Origin of the sequence: Cryobacterium ruanii, from assembly GCF_004404055.1 — a bacterium.
Taxonomy (GTDB): domain Bacteria; phylum Actinomycetota; class Actinomycetes; order Actinomycetales; family Microbacteriaceae; genus Cryobacterium; species Cryobacterium ruanii.
The window spans coordinates 116,554-140,444 of the sequence record NZ_SOHK01000014.1 but is presented as its reverse complement, the minus strand read 5'-3'; the positions used below and the strand labels follow the sequence as shown (position 1 = coordinate 140,444).

Here is a 23,891-nt window from a genome sequence, read left to right as displayed (position 1 = left end):
CGTCAAGAAAAAAGGAGGCGGTTCTCGTTACTGTGGGTCAGCGGAGGTGTGGAACCACGGTGGGTAGACCGCGACCTTGGGCTTGAACGCGCTGGCCTTCAGGATGCCGCGCACGGTCTCGCGCACGTTGTCGTTGCAGACACCGACGAGCGTGATCAGTTCCATCGGCACGGCGTCGGGAACGAGCAACTCGGCGTCGAGGATCATCGCGCCATCGGCCTCGGCACGCAGGGTCTGCAGCATGCGTTCGGCGGTGGCCGGCGTGGCACCGAACCGGGTGAGCGATCCGGCGGCGTCCCCGTTGGTGACAGCGACGGTGCCGGCAGCGCGGGGGGTCTCATCGGCGGGGGCGTCAGCATCCGCCGCCGTTTCAGGCGCGGCAGCTTCAGGCGCCGCAGCTTCAGGCGCGGCAGCGAGAGCAGCGAGTCCGTCGTTGATCTTCTTCACCGTGCTCACCAGCATTACGAAGTCGAATGCCTCGGAGCCGTGGGCGTCGAGAGCGAGGCGCGGATCTGCTTGCTCGGCGCGAATGCTTTCCCAGACGGTCGCGTTCGGGGAGAGAAAAAATGGAACGTACTCGGCAACGCTGCGGTCGTCGCCGGCGACGCGCGCTTCCCGGCGCTGGTTTCGAGTGGCCGCGGCCGAGATGTCCACGGCGGGGCGCACGGTGAGGGCTTCGTTGGCGAGCAGGCGACCGTCACGAAGGATAGCCGCAAGGTTGCTGATGTGGGTGAGGTGATAAATGCGCTGCTCGTCGACGTTGTCAGCGGGGGCCATGTCAGTACGCACCGGGCGAGGAGCGCCTGCGACGCGAACCGGGCGAGCGGTGCGCGCGACCGACGTGGCAGCGGTCGGCAGCGGGTCGCGCAGCGAGGACAGCTTCGGGGCCCGGGTCTTCTTCACCGGCGTAGCCGGCTCAGTGACAACTTTGGGATAGCACAGGGCGCACAATTGGCCCTCGAGTCCGTGGATGCATTCGTCGTCCAAGAGGGAAAGCCTTTCGTTACGCGGCTCGCGCCACCCGGAAAAGCCGAACGTGCATACCGCCTGTTAACGTTACGTTCATTTGGGTGGTGGCGGTGACCGTTCTCAGCTTTTCGACAACTCCACGTGAACAATCAGTCTGGCGAGGAACTCCGCGGCTAGATGGTGAAGTCGGCGCCCTCGACCGAGACCGATGCGGACCCGGCGAGGTGGTGGGCGGCATCCGTTTGCATCGTCTGTTCGTCGGGGTAGGTGGCCGTCACGAGAATGGGCATGTGATCGGACGTGCCCTGCGGAAGGGTCTCGACATTGGTGATTGCCAGCCCCATCGAGGTCGCGAGGTCGAAGTGCCCGCGAAAGAATTTGTAGCGGGTGTAGGTGCGTGTGTCGCTGAGCGTGAGGTCGTATCCGGACTGGTTCACCTTGTTGCCGAGCTTGCCCTGAAAGATCGGGTAGTTGTAGTCGCCGACCATGAGGGTTGGCAGGCCCGGGCCGAGCAGGCTCAACTCCTCGTGGGCTGTGCGGATTTGATTGCGGCGCAGGGAATTGAGGGCGGTCAGCGGCGCGGCGTGAAAGGAAGCGACGACGAACTCCCGATGGGCGTCGTTGTCGATCAGGCGGGTGGCGATCAGGCGCTCATGCGCTGGAGCCGCGAGGTGATCGTGCAACGACTTCTTGAGCGCAAAGGCCTGCGTCTTGACCGCCGTGTAGTGGTCCCGGTTGTAGTAGATGGCGAGGCCGAGCCTGTTGCGCCGGGTGGCATCGGCCAGGTGCAGGTTGCCCACTTCGGCCGGCAGATCAATCGTGTTGCATTCCTGCAAGCAGAGAATGTTGGGACTGTAACGCTCGCTCAGCGCGACGAGTTCGCCGCTGGCACGATTCTTGCGGAGGTTGTAACTAATGACCCTCATGGCACCCGTCTCAGACTTGATGGCTAGGCGTCCAGCCTACGACTGTCACGCGGGTCGAAATTGAACATCGGGGGCCAGTTGGAACATGCGCAGGTAGCATCCAGCCTCGCCTTGCCACGGTGTCGACGCTCGGTTGGGAGCGCGAGAACCGCGTGTTGCAGATGCGGAACGATGCCTGCCATCTGAGTTCGATGGACCCGGTCGTATAACCGCACTTCAAGCGGGCGGAGTACCCCTAGTCTGGGGCCGGACAGATCCTATTCGTTGGAACCATTTTGGTAGGGGCGCACAAACGAATGTGCGGATTACGCCCGGGGCACGTCAAAGGGGGACTTGGGGACGTCATCTACTCGCGAGCCCGATCAACGGGAGAAGCCCAATGTGCAGCATCGGCGACCACGCCCGCCATGGCCTTGCCCGGAGGTGAGCGTGGCGCTGCATGATGAGGGCACGGGTGACTCGGTGTCGCCCGTGCCCTTGTGCGTCACGTCAGAACACCGGCACCCAGGTGCCCTTGACCCGCTCGGTCACGAGCGACGCCCGCAGCTCGGCGACGACCCGCAAGTCGGCCACCACATCGGCGCCGATCTGCAGGGCCGACCCCGCGTCATCCGCTGTGAAACGCACGATGACCCGGGCTGCCCCGGCGACGATCGTGAGGTCCGAGGCCTCAACGGTGGTGAATTCGGCGGCCTTGGCGGCGGCCCTCGGCACGACCGAGGCGGGCGCGGTTCCCGGGTGCAGGGCTTCGATACTCATGGTGACGCGATAAGAAGGCATGGCTTCAGGGTACGGGGACTGCTTTACTAATCAGGTCCTCATCCCTTCACGTTCGGAGAGCCATGACCTTCACCGCCACGATTGTCGCCCAGGTTCAGCGCACCAAGCCCGATGCCCTGTGGGCCATCGCCACCGCCCTGAGCACGAAAATCGAGCAGCAGACCGGCGCAAACGCTTTCATTGCCCTGCCTGAGGGCGGCCGGGTCGAAGTGGAGATTCCCAAGTTCGGCGAGAGCCTGCCGTTGACCATCGACGTGGTGCACGCGCGCAGCCAGGCCGAGGCGCGGGCATCCGCTCAGAATATTCTGGATCTGCTCGAGCAGTCCACTGGCTGGCAGGTCGATCACCTGCACGACTAAAGTGGAGCCCGCCCGCAGCGCACAGGCGCGCCGCTTAGGATCGCGGGCATGACTGAAACGACTGCCCCCGCGCCGCGCATCACGATGTATGGGGCGGAGTGGTGCAGCGATTGCCGCCGGTCCAAGTCGCTGCTCGACCGCCTCGAGGTGGACTACCACTACGTCGACCTGCTGCTCGTCGAGGACGGCGCCGACCGCGCCCGTGCTATCAGTGGCCGTATGAACATTCCCGTCATCGTGTTTCCAGATGACACCCACCTGGTCGAACCGAGCGACGCCGAAGTACGCACAAAACTCACCCAGCTCGGCCGCATCAGCTGACCTGGCCTCGCTGAACTGCCCCCCGTGCTACTGTCAGAAATCGCAGATACCAACGGGGGGTCGCATCATGCACGCAACTGTCACGCCGTCGACGCGGCACGTGCCTGTTTCGCTGTGGGTCAGCGTGGCGCTCTTCGTGCTGTACGGGGCGCTCGGCGTCGCCGTCTGCCTCGAAGTGCGTAATGATGCGCTCAATATCATTGCCCTGTTGACCGTGTCTCCACTGATGTTCGTGGGGATGGTCAATTCCGTGGTCGACATCGTGCGCACCCGTAAGCGCGGCGGCGCCGACGCGGCCTACATCCGGTTGCAGTGGGTCGGCCTCGCCCTCATGGCCGGTGCGATGCCATTGTGGCTGGCCATCGCCTCCGCGATCGCCTCGCTGCCCTAGCTGTCCGTCGGTTTGAGCTTTCTGCCCCGAGGCCGGAGACGATCCCGGCCGCGCGAAGTTCCTTCATGCAGAAGACCCCGCATCCGGGATACTTCTCGCTACACCCGAAACGATATATTCGCTTTCCTTTCGCGGGCAAGACGGCCGTTCGACGCGGGAAAGTTTTCGTGTTGTTCACGCAGGACTGTTGATGTTTACTCACCTGCGCGCGTAGCGTTAGAGAGCTACCCCGGACCCTGGTGGCGGTTTTGACCGCATAGAGTGAGGTGTTCCGGATGTTCCACACATTTTTGAATCCAATAACCGATTTTTCAGGCGGGGCATCCGCTGCCTCGGGCATAGCTCTTCCACCGATCGCCGTCATCGCCACGGCGGTCGTCGATGTCGATCAGCTGTCCCCGCCGCGCGCGCCGTCGCCGCCCGTGCCCGCGCGCGCCAGCACGGACAGCACGGCTAACGTGCTGGGCGATTGGCTCGACAACCTGCCAGCACGGGATTGGGACGTCTAAGCGCTGTGGCAAGGACCCTGGAGCACCCGTGATCGGTCGCTCCAGGGTGCCTAGACCGTTAGCGGCGCACGATGGAACGCAGCAGGCGCACGGCCACCGAAAGCGACGCCATGTCGTCTTGCGCGAGCGAGTTGACCTCTTCGAACACGCTGCGCGCCCGGCCGAGCTGTTCGGCGTTGAGGGCCTCCCAGGCGAGAAGGCGCTCGTCGGCGGGACCGACCTCCGTTTCGTCGAGTACGGACCGAGCCATATCGGCCACGGTCGAGTACAGGTCGTCGCGCAGGGCGGCTCGGGCGAGGGCCTGCCAGCGGTCCTTGCGCGGCAGCTTGGTGATGCGCTCGAGCAGGTTATCGACACCGAAGCGGTTGTATACCATGTAGTAGATGGCGGCTACCTCGGTGACCTGCACGTTGGCTCGCGCAGCAACCTTGGCCACGTCGAGCAGCGCGTAGGCCTCGAACAGTTCCGACCAGCGGCGACCAAGATCGTCGGGCAGGCCCCATTCCCGGGCCTTCGATTCCTGTGTTTCGAGGCGCGCCAGGTCGGTGCCCTGCAGGTAGTCACCGAGGTGCTCGCGCATCAGCGCGACCTGCGGCTTGTATTTGGCGATCACCGCGCCGACCGGCATGTTGCCGCCGTGGTTGACCTGCCAGCGCACCGCCCGGTCGAGCAGCCGGCGAACGTCGAGGTGGATCGCCGTCCATTTCTTGGTCGGGAAGGACGACGGCAGCGCGTTGAGCTCGTCGACCATCGTGTCCAGCTCGAAGACCTCACGCAGCGCCACGAAGGCCCTTGCAATCGTCGCCTGATTCGCCGAGGTCTCTTCCATCGTGCGAAAAGCGAAGGTGATGCCGCCGAGGTTGATCATGTCGTTCGCGACGACCGTCGCGATGATCTCCCGTCGAAGCGGATGCGTATCCAGCTCGGCATCGAAACGCTCCGCCAGGTGACTCGGGAAGTACCGGCGCAGGGTGCTGCCGAACCACGGATCATCGGCCAGATCGCTGTCGCGCAGTGCGGTAGCCAGCTCGATCTTGGCATAAGCGGCGAGCACGCTCAGCTCGGGGCTGGTCAGGCCCTGGCCACGGTCGAGACGCTCGCGCAGGATGGCCGTCGTCGGCAGCGCCTCAAGCTCGCGTTGCAGGTCGCCCGACTTCTCCAGCCAGTTCATGAGGCGCTCGTAGCTGGGGCTCCAGTTGTTCACGAGCACCCGGTCGTTGAGCAGCAGAATGTTCTGGTCGACGTTGTCGACCAGAACCAGACGCCCCACCTCGTCGGTCATCTCGGCGAGGAACTCGGCCCGCTCGGCAGGGTCGAGCTTGCCGGCGGCGACCATGCGGTCCACGAAGATTTTGATGTTGACTTCGTGGTCGGAGCAGTCCACGCCAGCCGAGTTGTCGATCGCATCGGTGTTGAGAATGACGCCGGCGAGCGCGGCTTCGATGCGGCCGAGCTGGGTGAAGCCGAGGTTGCCACCCTCCCCCACGACCTTGACCCGCAGGTCCTTACCGTCGACGCGAATGGTGTCGTTGGCCTTGTCGCCGACCTGCGCCGCGGTCTCGCTGCTCGCCTTGACGTAGGTACCGATACCGCCGTTGTAGAGCAGGTCGGTGGGTGCCAGCAGAATGGCTCGCAGCAGTTCGGGCGGGCTCAATTCGGTGGTGCCCGCCGGCAATCCGAGCACGACCTGCACCTCCGCCGAGATCGGAACGGTCTTGGCCTGGCGAGGAAAGACGCCGCCGCCGGTGCTGATCAGGTCGGTTGAGTAATCGGCCCACGAGGAACGAGGAAGTTCGAACAACCGAGCACGTTCGTCGAATGAGCGTGCCGGGTCGGGGTTGGGGTCGAGAAAAATATGCCGGTGATCGAAGGCCGCAACCAGCTTGGTGTGCTTCGAGAGCAGCATGCCGTTGCCGAAAACGTCGCCCGACATGTCGCCGACGCCGACCACGGTGAACTCTTCGGTCTGGGTGTCGACCCCGAGTTCACTGAAGTGGCGTTTGACCGACTCCCAAGCTCCCTTAGCGGTGATGCCCATTTCCTTGTGGTCGTAGCCGACCGATCCTCCGGAGGCGAAAGCGTCGCCGAGCCAGAAATTATACTCCGCGGCCAGACCGTTGGCGATGTCCGAGAACGACGCCGTGCCCTTGTCTGCCGCGACGACGAGGTAGCTGTCGTCATCGTCGTGGCGCACCACGCGGTGCGGTGCCACGACGTGTTCGCCATCGGCCTCGGCGACCAGGTTGTCGGTCAGATCGAGCAGCCCGCGAATGAAAGTCTTGTAGCTGTCGATACCCTCCGCCATCCAGGCCGCGCGGTCGATGCCGGGGTCGGGAAGCTTCTTGGCGAAGAACCCGCCCTTGGCGCCTGTTGGCACGATCACGGCGTTCTTGACCGTCTGCGCCTTGACCAGCCCGAGCACCTCGGTGCGAAAATCTTCGCGGCGGTCCGACCAGCGCAGCCCGCCGCGAGCCACCTTGCCGAAACGCAGGTGCACGCCCTCCACCCGCGGCGAGTACACCCAGATCTCGTACATGGGCTTGGGCGACGGCATCTGCCCGATCTGTGACGGGTCGAGTTTGATGCTCAGGTACGGCTTGTACTGAAAGAAGTTCGTGCGCAGCGATGCCTCGATCAGGGTGATGAGCGTGCGAAGCACGCGGTCGGCGTCGAGGGTGGCCACCTGCTCCATCCCGACCCGCAGCTGTTCGCGCACGTCGGTGAGGCGGAGCATCCGCTCGTCATCGACGAGGTCGGGGTCGAACCGCGCCTCGAACAGGGCAACGAGGCCGCTCGTGACGGCCGGGTTGGCCAGCAGGGCGTTCGCCACGAAGCCGTAGGAGTTGGTGTTTCCGATCTGGCGCAGGTACTTGGCGTAACTGCGCAAAATGACCACGCGGTGCCAGGGCATGCCGTCTTGCAGCACCAGGCGGTCGAGGCTGTCAGATTCGATGGCTCCGCTGATGGCGGCGCCGAAGGAGTCGGCCAGCAGCGTGCCGGTCGCGACCGGGTCGACGCCGGCCGGGTAGTGCAGGCCGAGGTCGTAGAGGTAGAAGCGGCGACCATCCCTGGTTTGAATTTCGAACGGAACCTCATCGAGCACCTCGATCCCGAGGTTCTGCAGAAACGGCAGAATCTGGCTGAGGCTCTTCGGTTCGGTCATGTAGAGCTTGATGCGAGCGTCTTCGCCGGGGTCGCCGGCGCTATGAGGCCGGTACACGTGCAGCCCGGGGCGGGTGTGTGCGTCAGCGGATGCCCCAACCTGGGCGGCGCAGGCCTCGAACCGGCCGATGTCTTCGAGGGCGTCGGTGATTTCATAGTCGACCCGGTAGCTGTCGGGAAAAGCCTCAGCCCACACGTCGGACAAGCGTTCGGCTTCTTCGACCGAGTGGGTTTTTCGCAGTTCGTCGCTGATGCCCTCCGGCCAGGATCGCACGGCCATGGCGAGGCGGTGTTCCAACTCGGCAGCATCGACGGAGTCGGCTGGGACGTCCTTCGGCAAGCGGATGCGATAAAACAATCGCGCCAGCGCGGATTCGGTCATGCGGGCTTCGAAGTCGAGCGATTCCGAACTGAACGTCTCCTGCAGTTCCTTCTCGATGCGCAGCCGCACGGCCGTGTTGTAGCGGTCACGCGGCAGGTAGACGAGCGCCGACATGAACCGGCCGTAGATATCGGGCCGGAGGAACAGGCGGGTTCGGCGACGTTCCTGCAGTCGCTGGATAGCGAGCGACGCGGTGACCAGGTCGGGTACCTCAATCTGGAACAATTCGTCACGCGGGTAGGTCTCCATGATGCCGAGCAGGTCTTTGCCGCTGTGCGACTCAGGCGGAAAACCGACCTCGGTCATGACGGCCTCGACCTTTTCGCGCAGCACCGGCACGACCGTGACCGAGCTGGTGTACGCGCTTGCGGCGAAAAGGCCAATGAAGCGCTGTTCACCGTTGACCTCGCCGGCGGCGTCGAAGCTCTTGATGCCGATGTAGTCGAAGTAGGCGGGGCGGTGCACGGTGGATCGGGAGTTGGCCTTGGTGATCACCAGGGCCGTGCGCTCACGCGCCTTCTGCCGGCCGGCATCCGTCAGGTGTTGAATTTGGTGGCGATCATCGGCGGAACGCAGCAGCCCGAGTCCGCTACCGTCAATGAGGGTGAGCACGTCTTCGCCGTCGAGAGTCTCGAGGTTGTACTCGCGGTAGCCGAGAAAGGTGAAGTTGCCCTCGTCAAGCCAATGCAGCAGCTGTTGCGTCTGGCGAAGGTCTTTGATCAGCTCGGCGCCGGCAATGGTGTCGAGGGCGTTGGCGATCTGCATGGCCTTGGTGCGCATGAGTGGCCAGTCGGCAACGGCGGCACGCACGTCGCCCAGTACCGCAGTCAGCCCGGCTACGAGGCTTTCCTGTTCCTCATCGGTCGCAGTGTCGATCTCGATCGCGATCCAGGACTCGAGGTGCGAAGCGTCATCACCGGTGGCGATGAGGTGCGCGATATTGGGCATCGCCGAGGTGTCACCGCTCGAGACGCCGGCGCTGGCCGGGATGCGGTTGATGTCGACGAGATCGTTGGTGTCTTTGCTGCGGGCCACGATGAGCAAAGGGTGCACCACGAGGTGGATGGCCGAGTGCTGACGTACCAGTTCGGCCGTGACCGAGTCCACGAGAAACGGCATGTCGTCGGTGACGATATACACGACGCCGCGACCGGATTCGTTGCGAACCTCGATGGTCGCCGTCTTCGGCACCCGGCGCTGCGCGACCTGCCAGTGCTCTCTCGCCCGGGCTTCGAGCAGCTCCGGGGTGTAGTTCGCCGCATCCTCGTCTGTTAGATGCTCATAGTAATCAACTAGGAACGTTTCGAGCGTTGGGCCTAATGGGACTAGACCCGACGGGGACAGAACCGCTCGGGTGTAATCAGATGACATCGAAAAAACGCCTCCATCAAATTCACCGTCGTGCGGATGCGGTTCAGCACGACGAACCAGGTGTTCGGGTTCCCGCGACGGGCACGTCGGTGTGCCTCGTCGAACTCAATGATCTCGATGATCTCAACCACGGAATCCCTTGCACGCTCATCGTACCGCCGGGCCCTGCACCCGGGCTGGCCGCCGCAGAACCTGCGGCGGCCAGCACCGAAACAGCCTGCCCATCGTCGATTCGCTCATGACCGGGGCATAAACCGCCGACAACTCTCGAAATCAGTACCAGCCAACGGCCTGCGAATGCGACCAGGCTGCGCACGGTGTTCCGTAGGAGGAGGCCTTGATGTAGCCGAGGCCCCAGCTGATCTGGGTGGTGGCGTTGGTGGCCCAGTCGGTGCCCGCCGATGCCATCTTGCTGCCGGGGAGGGCCTGGGGAATTCCGGTGGCGCCACTGCTCGAGTTCATGGCCGCGTAGTTCCACCCGGATTCCTTTTGCCAGAGCCGGTCAAGGCAGCTGAACTGGTCTTCACCCCAGCCGTACTGTGACGCGGCCATCGAGCGTGCCGTGCCGCGCGCGCCGTCGACGCTGTTGCCTCCGGCGAGGGATTGCATTCGAGCGGATTCAGCAGCGGCCTTCGCAGCGGCCTCAGCAGCAGCAACTTCGGCCGCAGCAGCAGCGGCAGCCGCAGCAGCAGCGGCAGCGGCGCGGTCAACTTCGGCAGTGGCCGCAGCAACGGCGGCGGTCTGGGTCTTCGTCTCGGCTGTGAGTTCCTTGAGCTGGTCGATCGGCAGAATGCCGTAGCTGGCAAGCGAGCTGGCTACCGAGGTGAGGGCCGTTGCATCCACTTTGCTGTGGCTGGCTGCGATGACCACGTTGGCCGCGGTCAGGGCAGCGGATGCGCTGTCACGCGTGAGCGTCTCACCGCGGGCCGCGTAAAAGGCGAGTTGGTCGCTCTGCAGGCCCGTGCTTTCAGCGCGTGCCGCCGTAGCGGCGATGCTGTCCTGCCTGGCATCGGCGGACTGGGCAGCGAATCCACTACCGGCGACGAGGCCGGCGATGACGAGCACAGCCGCGGTCGCAGCGGCAATCTCGTGCCGGCGGGTGCGGGGTTTGCTGGTGTTTTCAAGGTTTCGGCGGGTGAGGTGGGCACGGGGCGTTTCAGTGTGTTTTGGGCGCATGTCCTTCATCTGGCGCGAATGATGGACGCTAGGTACGCCCGTTCGCTGGGTTGGTGAGCCCGTGCACTTCGGGGTGGCACGGGCAAGGCCGCCAGCATGGCCGGACTATTTGAATGAAACCTCACTATTTTCTTTGAAAGCCCTGACATTCGGTCGCGCGCGCTCTGACATGACATACTGTGCGACTACCCCGGTGCTGGTAGACCCCGTCAATGGAACGCTACAGCTGATCAGAGCCGAATTATCTGAAAAAAACAATCGGTGAGAGGGCGTCGTCTCGGCTAAAAAAAACTCAACGAATTTTGCGCGGAAAAACCAGGAAGCGCCTCAGGGTGCGTTTTCGTGGACTCTGCCTGAGCGACCCAGACTGGATCCACTGTCGCATTCACACTGTTGTACTCAAAGGAGAAGCCGTGACCGTACTCTCAGACGCTCAGGAACTCGCTGGCGACCTCACCGATCTGCGCCGCCGCCTGCACCAGGAACCGGAGCTCGGGCTGCACCTGCCGCGCACCCAGGAGAAGGTACTCGAGGCCCTGAGCGGGCTTCCCTACGAAATCACCCTCGGCACCGACGCCACCTCGGTGACGGCGGTCCTGCGCGGAACGGGCGGCGAGGCATCCGCTGTGCGGCCCGTGGTGTTGCTGCGCGGCGATATGGACGCGCTGCCGATTCAGGAGCACACCGGGCTTGACTTCAGCTCGCGCATCGACGGCGCCATGCACGCCTGCGGTCACGACCTGCACACAACCATGCTCGCGGGTGCGGCGACCCTGCTCGCCCACCACCGCGACCGGCTCGTCGGAGACGTGGTGCTCATGTTCCAGCCGGGCGAAGAAGGCTTCGACGGAGCGGGGGTGATGATTCGCGAGGGCGTGCTCGACGCCGCTGGCCGTCGCGCCGACGCCGCCTACGGCTTGCACGTGGTGTCGGCCGGCGCTCCCAACGGGCAGTTCATGAGTCGCACGGGCATCCTGATGTCGGCCAGCGATAGCCTCACAGTGACGGTGCACGGAGCGGGCGGGCACGGTTCTGCCCCGCACCAGGCGCAGGATCCGGTGACGGTGATCGCCGAGATGGTCACGGCGTTACAGGTGATGGTCACCCGCCAGTTCGACATGTTCGACCCTGTAGTGCTCTCGGTCGGGGTGTTGCAGGCCGGTACCAAGCGCAATATCATTCCCGAGTCGGCGCGGCTCGAAGCGACAGTGCGGTCCTACACCGCGCAATCGCAGGCCAAGCTGAAACGCGTCGTGCCCCGACTGCTCGAGGGAATCGCCGCGGCGCATGGCCTCGAAGTGACCGTGGACTACGTCACCGAGTACCCGCTGACCATCACGGATGAAGGCGAAACCGGCCGGGCCGAACGGGTCGTGGGCGAGCTCTTCGGCGGCCAGCGATTCACCCGCATGATCAACCCGCTCAGCGGCTCCGAAGACTTTTCACGGGTGCTGGCAGAGGTGCCGGGAACTTTCGTGTTTCTCTCGGCGCTGCCGCGACAAGCGGATGCCGCCACCGCCGCTTTCAACCACTCCCCCGCGGCGACCTTCGATGACGACGTACTGGCAGACGGCGCAGCGTTGTACACCCAGCTGGCGTTGTCCCGGATGGTCGAGTTGGCCGTCTGACTCAAAACCGCCGCAATGCTGTCCGGTCACGAACCGCTCCTCGCGCTGCTGCACACCTGTCAGGTGCGCCAGGGTGGTTCGGGACTGGGGGAGTTGGCGCGGTGGGTGCGGGCTGGTCGCCAGGTTTGGGTCGGGTCCCAGAGCAGTGGCCCTTGTATCTGGGGTCTTCCTCGGACCATGCGGATTTTCCATCCGGCGGTGTCGATGGTGTGGTGGTGGTACCAGCATAAAAGGGTGCCGTTACCAATGTTGGTCGGTCCGTTCTGCTGCCAGGGTGTGACGTGGTGCACTTCGCACCAGCGGGCCGGGATGGTGCAGCCGGGGATGACACAGCCCTCATCGCGGGCGGCAATCGCGGCGCGTTGCCTGGGGGTGAAGCAGCGAAGTTTGTCGCCGAGGTTGAGGACGTTGCCGTTCTGGCCGAGCAGTACCTGTTGGTACCCGCCGGCGCAGATGAGTTCAACCACGCGGCGGAAGCTGAGGGGGGCGTCGACGCCGTCGATCCAGCCGACGCCGCGGCCCTGTTCGAGGTCGACGGCGTTGATGTGCACCATCACGGTAGGGCGTCGACGCCCATGGTCGGGGTGTGTGGGTCGCGGGCGGCGGATTCGAAGATGGTGCGGAGGATGTCGGCGCGTTTCTCCCCACCGGTGCGGCGGTCACCGTCAAATCTGTCATCGCCGCTGAACGGGTCGGGGCTGAACGGGTCGGGGCTGAACGGCTCCGTGCCGAGCCCCTCGCTGGCAGGGATGCTCTCGCCGGCGTCGATGCGGGCCTGCGTGTCAGCATCAGCCGTGCCGTCGAGCAGTTCGGTCGGCACAAACCTGGGGGTCGTCGACCGCGCCGACAGGTACGTGTCGAACAGGGTGTCCATGATGCCGCGGAGCTCGGGGGTGACGTCGGCGCGAAGCGGGTAGAGCCCGTTGCGGAGCAGCCCGAACGTCAGGGTGCTTGTCGCTTCGACGGCGTCGTCATTGGGGGCGGTGCCGTCGGGGTCGAGGCGCCCTTGCCACTCCAAGGCTTGGGCCCGCAGCAGGTCCGGCGCAAAACGGATCCCCGCGCCGGGCAGCCCGGCTGTCTCCGCGGTGATCGCGCCGGTCGCCGACGCGACGAGCGCGCGTTCGACCCGGTCGAGGTCGTCTCGCCCGACCCGGCCGTGCAGGGCGGTGAGTGTGCTGGCGATGATCTCCGCCGACTCCAGCCCAAGGTCGCCACTGATCAGGCCGTCGGCAATGACCGGATACCGGGCGGGTACCGGCAAGCCAAGCGGCGTGCGTTCCACCGCGGTCTCGCCGAGCTTCAGACGCCGTTTGGCTTCGCGGGTGGAGATGCCGGCGAGTTGGCTGATGAAGTCGACGCGGTTGCGGCATCCGTTCCTGTAGGCGAGCGAGCCGGTGCCCAGGTCGGTTTCGGCGCGGGCACCGATGTCGGTGGTGGCTCGAAGTCTGGCCCCATCGACCTTGCGGCCCAGCGCTTCCAGGGCCGCCATCACCGCGACGGCCTCGGTGTCGTCGAGCTGACCAAACCGCACCCCGTCAACAACGGACGCTAATAACACACCGGCCTGACCGAGGACGTCGACCCGGGAGAACGATGGCTCCGGCAGAGAGTCGGATGCGGGCGGGGCGGTGAGGGTCATGGCGACGGTGCCTCCTTCACCCACAATTTTACCTCAGATCGCTATTGAAAGCGAGAGAATCTCATAAGTTCTGTGAGATTTTATAAGAGTTGTCTACGACCTTCGAGGGCGGGCAAACGACCGATTCAACACCTGCGAAGCAACCATTTGCCCGCTTGTGTGAGCAGCCACCGGGGCTTCGGGCCGGGAACAGGTGCAGGCCCCCGAAGGTGGGAGTGCGCGCACCATGACGCAACGATACGTTCCGCTGGTCGTGGTTATGCGGCCGAAGGAGTCCCTTGTCTGCACCGCCCCGCCTTCGCGGTCCCCAATTCTCCACGCTCACCTGGATCATGCTCGGCGTGTCACTCGTGCTGTTGCTCGTGGCCGCGTCGACCGGCGGTTTCTCTGCCCTGTTCATGACGGCCAGCGCGATAGGCGCCCTCACCGCCATCTACGTCTTGGTCACCGGCCGTCGATCCTGGGCGGTCATCCCAACACGAAAAGTTGCTGCCGTAGCACTGGTCGGGGCAATCATTGTCGGCATCGTGGGGTCGTCGCTGGTACCGGCATTCGTGGAGACAGATCTGGCGAGCACGAGTTCGCAACCGACTGCGACGGCCATACCTTCAGCGACGCCGAGCCCGACGTCAACTCCCTTGGCAATCACCGAGGAAGCGCCGGCCGACCCGGCTACCACTGCGACGGCAGCGGAAGCCGCGAGCATCGTTCTCGCCGATACCGCGGCGACCGACACCACGGCCATCGCACTGCTGGCGACGCTGGCTACAGACGGCACCGTGACCGGGACGGCGACGGAGTCGGCTGCGAGAGCTAGCCGAAACTGCGAGACACGACTAGTCGGTCCGATGGCTCAGTAGCGGATTCCGCGCTCAAAGATGGCCCGCTGTAGTCCACCCCAAACGGATGCCACCGCGCTGGTTGGTCGGGCTTTCTCATCGCTGCGTCGGGCAAGTACCCACGCGCTCAGAATCCGCGACAGCCCGCGAACAGCGCGTGCAGCAGGGGGGCGACCGACGCGAGGATCAGTATGGTGCCCAGCACCTCATGACCCGCGTCGCGGGCATGCACACAAGCCAGTAATCGCCGCCGCGACACGGCACCAAAAGTTCACCCAGTTCGTGGGGGGACGCAGTTTAACGCCACGTGCTTAGCTAAACCAGAAGCAAAATTTGGGGAAAATACAATTCAAAATCTCACGCAGAAGAGCGATACCACTATGTGCAAAATGCACCACCAAGCGCAGAACGCCATTGCCGGCCCCGAATCTCGCCACGACGGGCAGAGCAAATGACCGTTCCCCGGCTCTATCTATCCGTCAACGGATGCCTCTGCCCCCGTTCCGAACCCGACCCAGCCTGGGGCGACGTGGCCAACGCGTCGATCAGCATCGATCATGGCGACGGCCAGGCGTCAACTCACGACGTGCATTGGGCTCCCGGGCTGATCACGGCCCTCGACTCCCTGCTCATGCAGTACGGAGTTGAACTGGTCTGGCTCACGTCGTGGAACGAGCTCGACGCAACCCGCCAACTTCTCGTACCCGAGCTGCACGGGTTGGTTGGCGGTCGCATGCTCGACGTCACGACCCCGCCGATCGACCCCGGTCAGACTCATGGCGAGACGGGATTGTGGAAGTCGCAGCGCATCGAGGAAGATCAGAACGTGCCGGCGCCGTTCATCTGGATCGACGATGCCGACGTGCAGCTTCACGGTGAGAAGGTGCTCAACGCCACCCAGGAGACACCGTCCCTGCTCATTCCGCCGCACTCCGAAGTGGGCATCACCGTCGCGGACATCGCCCTGATGCGCAGCTGGCTGGAGCAGTTGGTCTGATTTCCTCGCCGACGTGCGCGAATACACTGCAGGGCAAAGGAAGCACGACGGTTTCGCCGCAGTAGATGGCACGGAGTGGGGACCGCATGCACACCGAGACCCTCCCGGCGACGTGGGAGCAGGCGTCGAAGGTTGCGAGCATCCGTTCGACGGCACTGGTGTTCGGTTGGACTGACCTCTCGCCGCCCGCCAGGGCGCTCTCGTCACACGTGGGCACGCTTCGGTTTGGTGCGCCATAGTCGTTTCGGGCTGGGAGTGTTGGCGCGGTGGGTGTGGGCGGGGCGGTGAGGGTCATGGCGCCGGCGCCTCCTTCACCCGCAATTCCACCCCGAATGGCGCAAGAAAGCGACATTTCACTGTGAGGCCGTGCTGTAGGAGGCGACGCGCATCGGCGCATGGGTGTTCCTCAGCCACGATAAGTTCGAGTTGTCATGGCTACGCGGCCGAAGGAGCATCATGTCCACACCACCCCGCCTTCGCGGGCCCAAATTCTCAACGCTCACCTGGATCATGCTCGGCGTGTCCCAAGTACTGCTGCTCGCAGCCGCATCCACCGGCGGTTTTTTTGGCCTCTTCACAATGGTCAGCGCGATCGGCGCCCTTACCGCCATCTACGTTTTAGCCACCGGTCGTCAATCCTGGGCGGTCATCCCGACCCGAAAAGTTGCTGCCTTCGCGCTGGCCGGGGCGTTGACTGTTGGCATTTTCGCATCGTCGCTGGCACCGGCATCCGTCGACACCAATCTGGCGAGCACGACTTCGCTTCCGACTGCCACTGCCGCACCGACGCCGAGTTCGACGCCGAGCCCGACACCGACTCCGCTGCCATTCACCGAAGAAGCGCCGGCCGATCCGGCCACCACCACACCGGCATCGCAAGCCGCGAGCATTGTCCTTGCGGATACCGCGGCGACGGATATGACGGCCATCGCGCTGCTCGCAACCCTGCCGGTGAAGGGCCGCGCACCCAAAACCGGATACGATCGCAGCGGCGGCTTCGGCACCGCCTGGCTCGACGTCGACCAGAACGGATGCGACACACGTAACGATATCCTGGCGCGCGACCTCACCGGCACTGTGAAATCAGGCAGCTGTCGGGTTCTGACCGGCACGTTGGTTGGGCCGTATACGGGAAAAACAATCAGTTTTGTGCGTGGCAACTCGACATCGTCGCTCGTGCAAATTGACCACGTGGTGGCTCTGTCGAATGCGTGGCAGACCGGCGCCCAGCAGCTCAGCCAGGCCCAGCGGGTGTCGTTGGCCAACGACCCGCTCAACCTGCTGGCCGTGGACGGTCGCACGAACGCCAGCAAGGGTGACGGCGACACGGCCACCTGGTTGCCACCGATGAAGTCGTACCGGTGCGCTTACGTTGCGCGTCAGATTTCGGTGAAGGCAACTTACGGGTTGTGGGTGACGCAGCCGGAGCACGACGCGATGACCCGAATTCTGACGGCCTGCCCCGATGAGCCGGCTACGGCATCCGCCTTTGCGCCTGAGCCCGTGGTCGTGGCACCCGCTCCGGTGGCCGTCGCGCCGGCTCCCGTCGTGGTCGAGCAGGCACCGGCTGCCCCGGTCGAGCCGGCTCCGGCAATTGCCTACGAAAACTGCACTGCGGCACGAGCAGCGGGTGCAGCTCCGGTGCATTCTGGCGATGCTGGCTACGGCCGGCACCTTGATCGGGACGGCGACGGAGTGGGCTGCGAAAGCTAACCGACCGTAGGGCACGGCGGCTGGCTGGCCCGCTCGTCCGCCGGCTCAGAACCCGCGGCGACCCGCGAATAGGGCGTGCACGAGGGGGGCGACCGACGCGACGATCAGTATGGTGCCCAGCACCGCATCATCCGCTCGCACAAGAACGCCGGCGATCAGCAGGGCACCGAAGAGCAGCGCCGAGATCGCCTGCCGGGTGGTGCGTTCGAGGCGGGCGACCCGCTTCTCCAGACCCGGGCTGGCGACGCCCACCAAGCCGTCTTCGACTCGGGTGATGAACTCATCCAGCCGCTTCGGCAGGCGAACCGCGAGACCGACAGTCTCCCTCGCCTGTTTGGCGATGTCCTGCAGGAGGTTGCCGCTTTCGTCCCGCAGCAGCTGCGCCGCGTAGGGCTCGACGGAGTCCCAGAGGTTGAACGCGGGATTGAGCGAACTGGCCACCCCAGAGGTGAGCGACATCGCTCGAATGATCAGCAGAAAGTTCTCGGGTAACTGAAAGGGCAGCGACCGCACGACATCGCCGAACTGCACCGCGAAGTCGCGGAACTCCCGCGGGTCGACCTCTCGCAGCTCGGCGAAACCCATGCCGCCGAAGCGGGCGAACAGGGTCGTCATCGCCCGTTCGAGCTCCGTCGTCTCCGCCGAAGGCAGCAGCACACCTACGTCGTTCATGGCGCTGACGAGGCCGCGCCCGTCACGCGAGGCAGCAGCGATCAGCATCTTGCGCAGTCCGGTGCGCGTGCTGGTATGGACCTCGCCCATCATTCCGAAGTCGATGAACGTCAGCTTCCACCCGCGTTCGATATCAGCGACCGGGGTGACAAAGATGTTCCCGGGGTGTGGATCAGCGTGAAAGAAACCCTTGGTGAACATCTGGTCGAACATGACCTCCGCGAAGAGTGGGGCCACCTCCGCCGGATCGATGCCCGCCTTGAGCAGAGACTCAACGTCGGTGATTTTGATCGCCGTCACGTCTTCGAGGGTGAGCACCTTGCGGGTGGTGCGCTCCCAGACAACGACGGGTACGCTCACCCGGTCGTCATCGGGAAACGCGGCCGCGAAGCGTTCAGAGCTGGCACCTTCGTGCAAGTAGTCGATCTCTTCGAGGCTGGTCTGGGCGAATTCCTCGACGAGCGCGGGCATGTCGACCCGGTTGGAGACGAGTTTCACATGGCTGAGCCACCCACCCACCTTGCGCAGGGCAGCGAGGTCGACATCGATGATCGCGTCGATTCCCGGGCGCTGCACCTTGATTATGACCCCGTCGAGCCCCGTGTCGGCCGCATCAAGCGCGGTCAGTCGGGCGCGGTGCGCCTGACCGAGCGATGCCGCCGCCACCGGCGTCTCGTCGACCGACATGAAGGCTCGCTCGAGCGGCATGCCCAGCTCCGCTTCGGCTGCTGCACGAATAGCAGCAAAGGCCACGGGGGCGACCTCGTCTTGCAGTCCCTCGAGTTCTCTGGTGATCTCGGGCGGCAGCACGTCGAGGCGCGAAGACATGAACTGCCCGACCTTGATCATGAGGCCACCAAGGTCGGACGCGAGTATGTGAAAACCCTTGGCGAAGCGTTGCATCCGCTTAGACCGTGTGCGCTCCGCAATTTTCAGCAGCCCGATGCGAGGCAGGAACAACTCGAACCACCACGTTATGGCCAGATACCAGCTGGCAAAACGCAGAATGCGGCGGTAGCGGGCGCGCATGTTTCCCGCGCCCGAATTCGAATCGTAGCTACCTCGACGAGCCAGCGGCACCCCGTCAGTCCTGAGCGAGGATCGAGTAGAGCTTGCGACGTGCGTCGTCGAGCACCATGACGGCCTGCTTGATCTGCTCCGGCGAGCCGGTGCGACCAACCTGTGCCGCTGCCTGGGCAAGCTCGATCCCCGCTTTCGGCAATGCCGCATGGCCATGCCCGTGACCAGGAGTCGACGCAGTAGTTTCCCACGGCGCGCTCATGTCAGCGTCAGCGACAGCGGCGCGACCCTCATCGGTCAGGGAGTAGATCTTGCGCCCATTGGACTCTTCGGCGCTGATCAGGCCCTCGTCGGCCAGCAGCTGCAGGGTCGGGTAGACCGATCCGGCGCTAGGCTTCCAGCTGCCGCCGCTGCGCTCTTCGATTTCGTGAATGATCTGGTAGCCGTGCATCGACTGCTCAGCGAGCAGCGCCAGCACCGCCGTGCGCACCTCACCACGGCCGGCGCGGGTACCGGTCTGCTTTTCGAATCGCGAACGGAACTGCTCCATCGCCTGCCAGATGCCGTCGATGTTGCCAGCGTTGAACCCGCTTGTTGGAAATGAATTGCCCATGATTGCCTCCTGTAAGTAGTGCGAACGATATACAGCGATAGGTCAACGATACCCAGCGATGCCTTCGAGCGACACACTCAAATGGCTGCTCAGGGCTGGCTCCCAGACAACACTCATTTTAGCAATCACCATCGATCGAGAGATAGGTGGCCACGGGTCTAGCGTTGAATCATGGAGAATTCAACGCTGCCCCTCACCCACATCGCGAACGTTCGGGCTGACGCCGCGGTTGAACCCGGACGGCTCGGTCACAGCACGGTTCTCGCTTCCCCCGGGGTGCGCGTCGTCGTGCTCACCTTCGAGGCCGGCTTCGTGCTCAAGAAGCACTCAGCGCCCAAGATTTTGCTCATGCAAGCTCTCGACGGATTCCTGCGCGTTACCGCCGGCGGACAGGTCACCGACCTCGTGCCCGGCGCCCTGCTGCGGCTCGATGCCGGCCTCGAGCACGAGGTCGAGGCGCTCGAGGAGTCGCGGCTGATGCTCACCCTGATCGGCTAGTCGCCACCTGCGAGAATTGGGCCACCATGAAGACTCTCCTCAACATCATCTGGCTCGTGCTCTCGGGCTTGTGGCTGTTCATCGGCTACATGGTGGCCGCGCTCATCATGTGCATACTCATCGTTACCATCCCCTGGGGAATCGCGGCGGCCCGGATCGGCGTCTACGCGCTCTGGCCGTTCGGCAAGACCGTGGTTGAGACACCGAACGCGGGTGTCGCGTCGCTCCTCGGCAACGTCGTCTGGGTGATTCTGGCCGGCTGGTGGATCGCCCTCGAGCACCTGCTTTCGGGCATCGCGCTTTGCATCACCATCATCGGCATCCCGTTCGGCATCGCCAACTTCAAGCTGATTCCGGTCGCGCTCATGCCGCTCGGCAAGCAGATCGTCGACACGCCCTAGAGCTCGCACGTCGCACGTCCCTTGCGTTCCACAGGAGCGGATACCGCCGACTTCGGCAGAAATCCGGCCGCACCGATCCCAGACGATCAGATAGGGATGTATGTTCCGGTCATGTTCAGGTGCTTTCGTGTCGATTCGATTCAGTGCTAGTCGACGCAGTCGAGGAGCACGAGCGTAAGGCGACCACTTACCGCGGAGTGCGCAACCGGATCGCACCCTTCGCGGTCGACGGATCAACCACGACTCCGCCCTGCGTGATCTGCAATTCGCCGCGGGCGACCATGCGACGTGCGGCTCGGCGGGCCGGCTCCATCAAGTCGCTCCATTCCTCGCCGCCAATGGCTCGCGCCGCGTCAGAGGGGCAGATCGTGGAATCGTGCGCCCGAGCCTGGAGCAGTGTGACGATGGCCGCTTCGAGCTGCAGGTCTGTCGCGTTGACGCCGTGTGACCGGCACGCTGCCGAGCAAAACTTCACCGAATCCCAATTCTTGGCCCACTTCGCGCGCCACTCGATGCGCCGCCCACACGAGGCGCACGTCTTATCCGCCCGGGCAGCTGCGGGGTCAGCATCGGAGGGCTTTGGTTGACGGTGCGCCATGCCTTCTATCTTGCCGCGAGACCGGAGGTAGTTGACACAGATTTCCGCATAAATGCTCCTCTTCGCTCTGTGCAGCTATTTGCTGGCAACCGGCGCGACCGATCGCCGCATCGTGGTCTCGGTAAACGGACACGGCATCGTGGTCGATCTCACGGCCATCGTCTAATCCGCCCGATGGCAGCTTTGCGGTCCGACCATTCGGTGCTGAATTCGGCGGTGATTCACACCGTGGTCTGCAAGCGTTCCGCGAGCGCGACAGTGAACCCGGCTAGCTAAAGCGTCGCTCGGTGGGCCGCCGCATCGAACCCCGCGGTGCGCTGCCTCAGTTTGAGCGCCTTGAGGGACGCTGCGAAGGCTCGTTCAAAAGCGGCAGCGTCCTTCGAGCGGATGCCGTAGAGCCGACTCACCCACTCCCCCACCTCGATCCGGATATGACTCCAGAACAGGCCGCGGGTGACGACGACAGCCTCAACATCCGCAACCGCGGTCACAATATCGACGCCACCCAGGGTGACCGTGACGGAGTCGCCGTGAAGTACGAGTGTCCAGTCGCCGGAGCTGGTGAGGGCCTTGCCCCAGGCGGATGGCTGCCAAGTCGACGGCATGCTGGCTGTCCTCTCCCTAGCTCGACGAGTTCGATCCGGTTGCGAGGCCCACGGCTGAATGGCCGTGCATTCCACTAATCGTCCTGAGTGCGCGAGTCGGGCTTCAACCCGCACTCCGCACTTTAGTTAACACGTAGCCGGCCCGCGGCCCTCGGACAGGGCTGATTTAGGGAGGTTCTGGCGAATCAGAGCGCCCCGGCGTTGTCGCCGCCGGCAGGCCCACAGGCCGCTCATCGCAGCACGGTACTGGCGCTCATGTAGTCGTCGGCGGGCATTTCTCGCTGGAGGTCCCTGGTGCTCGCGATCGGTTTTTTGCCCTCATCCTTGAGGTAAGCCACGGGACCAGGACAGGTGTACGTACCGATCATGCCCTCGTCGTCTCTGCCGCCGTGACGGGTGAAAAGTAGAACGCTTGACCCGCCTGGCCGCCCATTGAGGTATCGACTCCCGGCCGCGCTCGCGACCGGGAGTCGCATTTTACGATTCTCAGCGGAACCAGGACGAGTTGAGGGCATAGTCGCGATATGTAGTGACGGGTCGATGCGACGACGATGGCCTGTTCCGGCTGGTCGAGCGCAGAATCCAGAGAATCCGCTGCAATGTCGAGCAGGTTGGCGACGTCGACGAGTTCGGCCCGTTCATCCGTGGTGAGAATGCCGTCAAAGTTGCCGGTCGAGCAGGCAGCGGTCGAGCAGGGCAAGGTAGACCTGGTGTTCGGCAGGTCCGCTAATTTCGGGTAGTCGCACGCTGATGCGACCCAGAAAAGCGAATGCCGTCTGCTCCTTCGCGAATTCCGGGCACGCGAACCACGGGCGCGCCAGCTATGGATGAGTTTCAGCAATCGCAGTGGCGCATCTCGTGGTGGTGGTGCCGGCATCCGTTTCGCGTGCCGATTTAACACCGGTGTCAGAGATCCACGATCTGGTCTACGACCACACAGAGATCCTGCGGATGGCAGTGGACACGCTGCGTGCCACGTATCGGGACTCGCCCGACCCCGAGCGACTGCTGGAGAAAGCAGCCGCAGCGGCTTCAAAGAGCGCCGATGATTCCCAAGACAAACTTGTTATAGACAGGCAGGCCCACGAACACCCCGAGTGTCGCAACTGTCGCGAAACTGACCAGGGTCCACGAGACTCTCCGCACGCGCGCTGTTTTTACATCGCGGTCGATCACAGCGAATTTCGCCATCAAACTCAGATTCGGTAGCGATGTGAGTGCAGCCCAGGTCGCTGGCGCGTCAACTATCGCTGCAAGCTCGACCAGATCGGCTTCGACGAGAGAGGCTGGCTGTTTAAGAAGCCACCGGCGCAAACTGACCGCATCCAGAACAGTGACGGTGTCGGGTCTCTTCTTGATCGTGACCTGCGTAGGGCCGACCAACGCGATTACTGCCTGCGCTGCCGGGAGCTGCGGCATCCGTTTTTGAAGCATTTTGGTGACGCGGATGGCTTCGAATTGGGAGTTGCGAAGGTAGGGCTGTTTCTGTCCACTGACCATAATCGTCCGCTCGGCGACCCAGATCTTTTTGCCGCGGTGGTGCTTGGTGTTGATGGTGAAGATGCCGCCCGGGCCGAGCACGAGGTGATCGATGTCAGCGCCGGCTTTGCCGATCGGCAGGGCGTGGAAGACTCGCCACTCGGACGGAAGGCGGTTGAGAATTCTGCCGACCTCGATCTCGCCCTGGGCGCCGCGGTACCAGGCGACGCTCTCCGCTGCCAGCGGAGAGTATCCCCAAAATCGGGCGAAGCCAGAGCGTGGTGGCACGTCCTGCTGCTGGCGGAACAACTCTTCGATGACCGATTGGGCCGCGATCCGGTCGCTCATACCCGGTGCCTGTGTTGTCATGCGTCCCCCGATGGTTTAGTGCCAATTTAGCGGGAACCACTGGTCGCTCGGGCTTTGAGTAACTTCTACGCGGCGAGTACACCGCTCACTGGCCGTTCCGTACGAGCGTTTATGCCGCCGTGGATGGGTGCGACGTAGGGAACCCGGAGGTCGGGCGTGCTGATCTCGTCGATGTAGTCGTTAATCGGCTTGATGTGCCGATCGCATCGATGCTGCAACTGCTCGGCGCGATATAGTCGGTTTCTTTCATGCGTCGGCTCATGGGGTGAACGTACCCGAATTACTGCGGTTGTCGGCTGACAGGGTACGTCGAGCGCGACGCCGCGGCCAGTTCTGGTTACACAGCCGATGCATCCGCTGTAATGATGCGTCGACGCGCACCCGCATTACGCTGCCACGTGCACCTGTCACTCTGGCTGCCCCGCTCTGCACCGGGGGCGCTCGTCGCCGGATGGCGGGGTGGCTGGGAGGTTT

Annotated in this window: 24 protein-coding genes; 10 read left to right on the top strand and 14 right to left on the bottom strand. The window is 64.1% G+C overall.

Going from position 1 to position 23,891, the window contains the following annotated elements; genetic code table 11:
- Positions 1-27: 27 nt before the first annotated feature.
- From E3T47_RS09255 to E3T47_RS09245, 3 genes are all read right to left on the bottom strand, one after another.
- Positions 28-903: a DarT ssDNA thymidine ADP-ribosyltransferase family protein gene (locus tag E3T47_RS09255; protein WP_134555796.1), complete on the bottom strand. Its 876-nt coding sequence runs from the start codon at positions 901-903 to the stop codon at positions 28-30.
- A gap of 239 nt (positions 904-1,142) precedes the next feature.
- Positions 1,143-1,895, bottom strand: a complete 753-nt coding sequence (locus E3T47_RS09250; protein ID WP_134555795.1) for an endonuclease/exonuclease/phosphatase family protein — start codon at positions 1,893-1,895, stop codon at positions 1,143-1,145.
- Between the two features lie 489 nt (positions 1,896-2,384).
- The gene (locus E3T47_RS09245; protein WP_134555794.1) at positions 2,385-2,675 is read right to left on the bottom strand and encodes a hypothetical protein; all 291 of its coding nucleotides are present in this window, start codon (positions 2,673-2,675) and stop codon (positions 2,385-2,387) included.
- 62 nt (positions 2,676-2,737) lie between these two features.
- Between E3T47_RS09245 and E3T47_RS09240 the strand changes: the two genes are divergently transcribed.
- The 4 genes from E3T47_RS09240 to E3T47_RS09225 all read left to right on the top strand — a co-directional run bounded on the left by E3T47_RS09240 (position 2,738) and on the right by E3T47_RS09225 (position 4,255).
- Positions 2,738-3,034 (top strand): hypothetical protein, encoded by a 297-nt coding sequence (locus E3T47_RS09240; RefSeq protein WP_134555793.1) that lies wholly within the window; start codon positions 2,738-2,740, stop codon positions 3,032-3,034.
- Positions 3,035-3,082: 48 nt separating this feature from the next.
- Complete coding sequence (locus E3T47_RS09235; RefSeq protein WP_134555792.1) at positions 3,083-3,355, top strand: glutaredoxin family protein; 273 nt, start codon at positions 3,083-3,085, stop codon at positions 3,353-3,355.
- A gap of 67 nt (positions 3,356-3,422) precedes the next feature.
- The gene (locus E3T47_RS09230; protein ID WP_134555791.1) at positions 3,423-3,746 is read left to right on the top strand and encodes a hypothetical protein; all 324 of its coding nucleotides are present in this window, start codon (positions 3,423-3,425) and stop codon (positions 3,744-3,746) included.
- Between the two features lie 275 nt (positions 3,747-4,021).
- Entirely contained in the window at positions 4,022-4,255 is a 234-nt protein-coding gene (locus E3T47_RS09225) for a hypothetical protein (RefSeq protein WP_134555790.1), read from the top strand.
- A gap of 58 nt (positions 4,256-4,313) precedes the next feature.
- Here E3T47_RS09225 and E3T47_RS09220 read toward each other — a convergent pair whose 3' ends face one another.
- The 3 genes from E3T47_RS09220 to E3T47_RS16060 all read right to left on the bottom strand — a co-directional run bounded on the left by E3T47_RS09220 (position 4,314) and on the right by E3T47_RS16060 (position 10,346).
- Positions 4,314-9,170: an NAD-glutamate dehydrogenase gene (locus tag E3T47_RS09220; protein WP_134555789.1), complete on the bottom strand. Its 4,857-nt coding sequence runs from the start codon at positions 9,168-9,170 to the stop codon at positions 4,314-4,316.
- Positions 9,125-9,301 (bottom strand): hypothetical protein, encoded by a 177-nt coding sequence (locus E3T47_RS15900; protein WP_166805678.1) that lies wholly within the window; start codon positions 9,299-9,301, stop codon positions 9,125-9,127. The genes E3T47_RS09220 and E3T47_RS15900 overlap by 46 nt, the downstream gene beginning before the upstream one ends.
- 142 nt (positions 9,302-9,443) lie before the next feature.
- On the bottom strand, positions 9,444-10,346 hold the full coding sequence (locus E3T47_RS16060; RefSeq protein WP_174844661.1) for an aggregation-promoting factor C-terminal-like domain-containing protein: 903 nt from the start codon (positions 10,344-10,346) through the stop codon (positions 9,444-9,446).
- 413 nt (positions 10,347-10,759) lie between these two features.
- Here E3T47_RS16060 and E3T47_RS09210 point away from each other — a divergent pair, with 413 nt between their 5' ends.
- Positions 10,760-11,974 carry a M20 metallopeptidase family protein gene (locus tag E3T47_RS09210; protein ID WP_134555788.1) on the top strand — a complete coding sequence of 405 codons (1,215 nt, stop codon included), beginning with the start codon at positions 10,760-10,762 and terminating at the stop codon, positions 11,972-11,974.
- Between the two features lie 59 nt (positions 11,975-12,033).
- Here the strand turns inward: E3T47_RS09210 and E3T47_RS16565 are convergent, their stop codons facing one another.
- Together E3T47_RS16565 and E3T47_RS09200 are read right to left on the bottom strand one after the other, a co-directional pair.
- Positions 12,034-12,528 carry an HNH endonuclease signature motif containing protein gene (locus tag E3T47_RS16565; RefSeq protein WP_277871819.1) on the bottom strand — a complete coding sequence of 165 codons (495 nt, stop codon included), beginning with the start codon at positions 12,526-12,528 and terminating at the stop codon, positions 12,034-12,036.
- Positions 12,528-13,613 carry a DUF222 domain-containing protein gene (locus E3T47_RS09200; protein ID WP_134555786.1) on the bottom strand — a complete coding sequence of 362 codons (1,086 nt, stop codon included), beginning with the start codon at positions 13,611-13,613 and terminating at the stop codon, positions 12,528-12,530. Before E3T47_RS09200 ends, E3T47_RS16565 begins: the two co-directional genes overlap by 1 nt.
- A 226-nt stretch (positions 13,614-13,839) precedes the next feature.
- Here E3T47_RS09200 and E3T47_RS09195 point away from each other — a divergent pair, with 226 nt between their 5' ends.
- The 3 genes from E3T47_RS09195 to E3T47_RS09185 all read left to right on the top strand — a co-directional run bounded on the left by E3T47_RS09195 (position 13,840) and on the right by E3T47_RS09185 (position 17,162).
- Positions 13,840-14,430, top strand: a complete 591-nt coding sequence (locus E3T47_RS09195; RefSeq protein WP_134555785.1) for an excalibur calcium-binding domain-containing protein — start codon at positions 13,840-13,842, stop codon at positions 14,428-14,430.
- 473 nt (positions 14,431-14,903) lie between these two features.
- Positions 14,904-15,449 carry an HAD domain-containing protein gene (locus E3T47_RS09190; protein ID WP_134555784.1) on the top strand — a complete coding sequence of 182 codons (546 nt, stop codon included), beginning with the start codon at positions 14,904-14,906 and terminating at the stop codon, positions 15,447-15,449.
- Between the two features lie 456 nt (positions 15,450-15,905).
- Complete coding sequence (locus tag E3T47_RS09185) at positions 15,906-17,162, top strand: GmrSD restriction endonuclease domain-containing protein (protein WP_241982114.1); 1,257 nt, start codon at positions 15,906-15,908, stop codon at positions 17,160-17,162.
- Between the two features lie 45 nt (positions 17,163-17,207).
- On the opposite strand, the gene E3T47_RS09180 is transcribed toward E3T47_RS09185, so the two are convergent.
- Together E3T47_RS09180 and E3T47_RS09175 are read right to left on the bottom strand one after the other, a co-directional pair.
- On the bottom strand, positions 17,208-18,863 hold the full coding sequence (locus E3T47_RS09180; RefSeq protein ID WP_134555783.1) for an ABC1 kinase family protein: 1,656 nt from the start codon (positions 18,861-18,863) through the stop codon (positions 17,208-17,210).
- 55 nt (positions 18,864-18,918) lie between these two features.
- Positions 18,919-19,467, bottom strand: coding sequence for a PadR family transcriptional regulator (locus E3T47_RS09175; RefSeq protein ID WP_134555782.1), 549 nt, complete (start codon positions 19,465-19,467; stop codon positions 18,919-18,921).
- A 171-nt stretch (positions 19,468-19,638) separates the two neighbouring features.
- On the opposite strand from E3T47_RS09175, the gene E3T47_RS09170 reads away from it, so the two are divergent.
- Both E3T47_RS09170 and E3T47_RS09165 read left to right on the top strand, forming a co-directional pair.
- Entirely contained in the window at positions 19,639-19,965 is a 327-nt protein-coding gene (locus tag E3T47_RS09170; protein WP_134555781.1) for a cupin domain-containing protein, read from the top strand.
- Between the two features lie 26 nt (positions 19,966-19,991).
- On the top strand, positions 19,992-20,366 hold the full coding sequence (locus E3T47_RS09165; RefSeq protein WP_134555780.1) for a YccF domain-containing protein: 375 nt from the start codon (positions 19,992-19,994) through the stop codon (positions 20,364-20,366).
- Positions 20,367-20,553: 187 nt separating this feature from the next.
- Here E3T47_RS09165 and E3T47_RS09160 read toward each other — a convergent pair whose 3' ends face one another.
- The 4 genes from E3T47_RS09160 to E3T47_RS09145 all read right to left on the bottom strand — a co-directional run bounded on the left by E3T47_RS09160 (position 20,554) and on the right by E3T47_RS09145 (position 23,417).
- Positions 20,554-20,964: a DUF2256 and DUF3253 domain-containing protein gene (locus E3T47_RS09160; protein ID WP_134555779.1), complete on the bottom strand. Its 411-nt coding sequence runs from the start codon at positions 20,962-20,964 to the stop codon at positions 20,554-20,556.
- A gap of 272 nt (positions 20,965-21,236) precedes the next feature.
- The gene (locus tag E3T47_RS09155) at positions 21,237-21,569 is read right to left on the bottom strand and encodes a hypothetical protein (RefSeq protein ID WP_134555778.1); all 333 of its coding nucleotides are present in this window, start codon (positions 21,567-21,569) and stop codon (positions 21,237-21,239) included.
- Positions 21,570-21,933: 364 nt separating this feature from the next.
- A complete protein-coding gene (locus E3T47_RS09150; protein WP_134555777.1) occupies positions 21,934-22,269 on the bottom strand; it encodes a hypothetical protein in 336 nt (111 codons plus the stop codon).
- Positions 22,270-22,601: 332 nt separating this feature from the next.
- Complete coding sequence (locus tag E3T47_RS09145; RefSeq protein ID WP_134555776.1) at positions 22,602-23,417, bottom strand: nuclease-related domain-containing protein; 816 nt, start codon at positions 23,415-23,417, stop codon at positions 22,602-22,604.
- Positions 23,418-23,891: the final 474 nt, after the last annotated feature.

Bases quoted from the DNA above. Each gene is read 5' to 3' on its own strand.
- E3T47_RS09250 (WP_134555795.1), bottom strand. From the start codon at position 1,895: ATGAGGGTCATTAGTTACAACCTCCGCAAGAATCGTGCCAGCGGCGAA.
- E3T47_RS09245 (WP_134555794.1), bottom strand. From the start codon at position 2,675: ATGCCTTCTTATCGCGTCACCATGAGTATCGAAGCCCTGCACCCGGGA.
- E3T47_RS09240 (WP_134555793.1), top strand. From the start codon at position 2,738: ATGACCTTCACCGCCACGATTGTCGCCCAGGTTCAGCGCACCAAGCCC.
- E3T47_RS09235 (WP_134555792.1), top strand. From the start codon at position 3,083: ATGACTGAAACGACTGCCCCCGCGCCGCGCATCACGATGTATGGGGCG.
- E3T47_RS09230 (WP_134555791.1), top strand. From the start codon at position 3,423: ATGCACGCAACTGTCACGCCGTCGACGCGGCACGTGCCTGTTTCGCTG.
- E3T47_RS09225 (WP_134555790.1), top strand. From the start codon at position 4,022: ATGTTCCACACATTTTTGAATCCAATAACCGATTTTTCAGGCGGGGCA.
- E3T47_RS09220 (WP_134555789.1), bottom strand. From the start codon at position 9,170: ATGTCATCTGATTACACCCGAGCGGTTCTGTCCCCGTCGGGTCTAGTC.
- E3T47_RS16060 (WP_174844661.1), bottom strand. From the start codon at position 10,346: ATGCGCCCAAAACACACTGAAACGCCCCGTGCCCACCTCACCCGCCGA.
- E3T47_RS16565 (WP_277871819.1), bottom strand. From the start codon at position 12,528: ATGGTGCACATCAACGCCGTCGACCTCGAACAGGGCCGCGGCGTCGGC.
- E3T47_RS09200 (WP_134555786.1), bottom strand. From the start codon at position 13,613: ATGACCCTCACCGCCCCGCCCGCATCCGACTCTCTGCCGGAGCCATCG.
- E3T47_RS09195 (WP_134555785.1), top strand. From the start codon at position 13,840: ATGACGCAACGATACGTTCCGCTGGTCGTGGTTATGCGGCCGAAGGAG.
- E3T47_RS09190 (WP_134555784.1), top strand. From the start codon at position 14,904: ATGACCGTTCCCCGGCTCTATCTATCCGTCAACGGATGCCTCTGCCCC.
- E3T47_RS09185 (WP_241982114.1), top strand. From the start codon at position 15,906: ATGTCCACACCACCCCGCCTTCGCGGGCCCAAATTCTCAACGCTCACC.
- E3T47_RS09180 (WP_134555783.1), bottom strand. From the start codon at position 18,863: ATGCGCGCCCGCTACCGCCGCATTCTGCGTTTTGCCAGCTGGTATCTG.
- E3T47_RS09175 (WP_134555782.1), bottom strand. From the start codon at position 19,467: ATGGGCAATTCATTTCCAACAAGCGGGTTCAACGCTGGCAACATCGAC.
- E3T47_RS09170 (WP_134555781.1), top strand. From the start codon at position 19,639: ATGGAGAATTCAACGCTGCCCCTCACCCACATCGCGAACGTTCGGGCT.
- E3T47_RS09165 (WP_134555780.1), top strand. From the start codon at position 19,992: ATGAAGACTCTCCTCAACATCATCTGGCTCGTGCTCTCGGGCTTGTGG.
- E3T47_RS09160 (WP_134555779.1), bottom strand. From the start codon at position 20,964: ATGGCGCACCGTCAACCAAAGCCCTCCGATGCTGACCCCGCAGCTGCC.
- E3T47_RS09155 (WP_134555778.1), bottom strand. From the start codon at position 21,569: ATGCCGTCGACTTGGCAGCCATCCGCCTGGGGCAAGGCCCTCACCAGC.
- E3T47_RS09145 (WP_134555776.1), bottom strand. From the start codon at position 23,417: ATGACAACACAGGCACCGGGTATGAGCGACCGGATCGCGGCCCAATCG.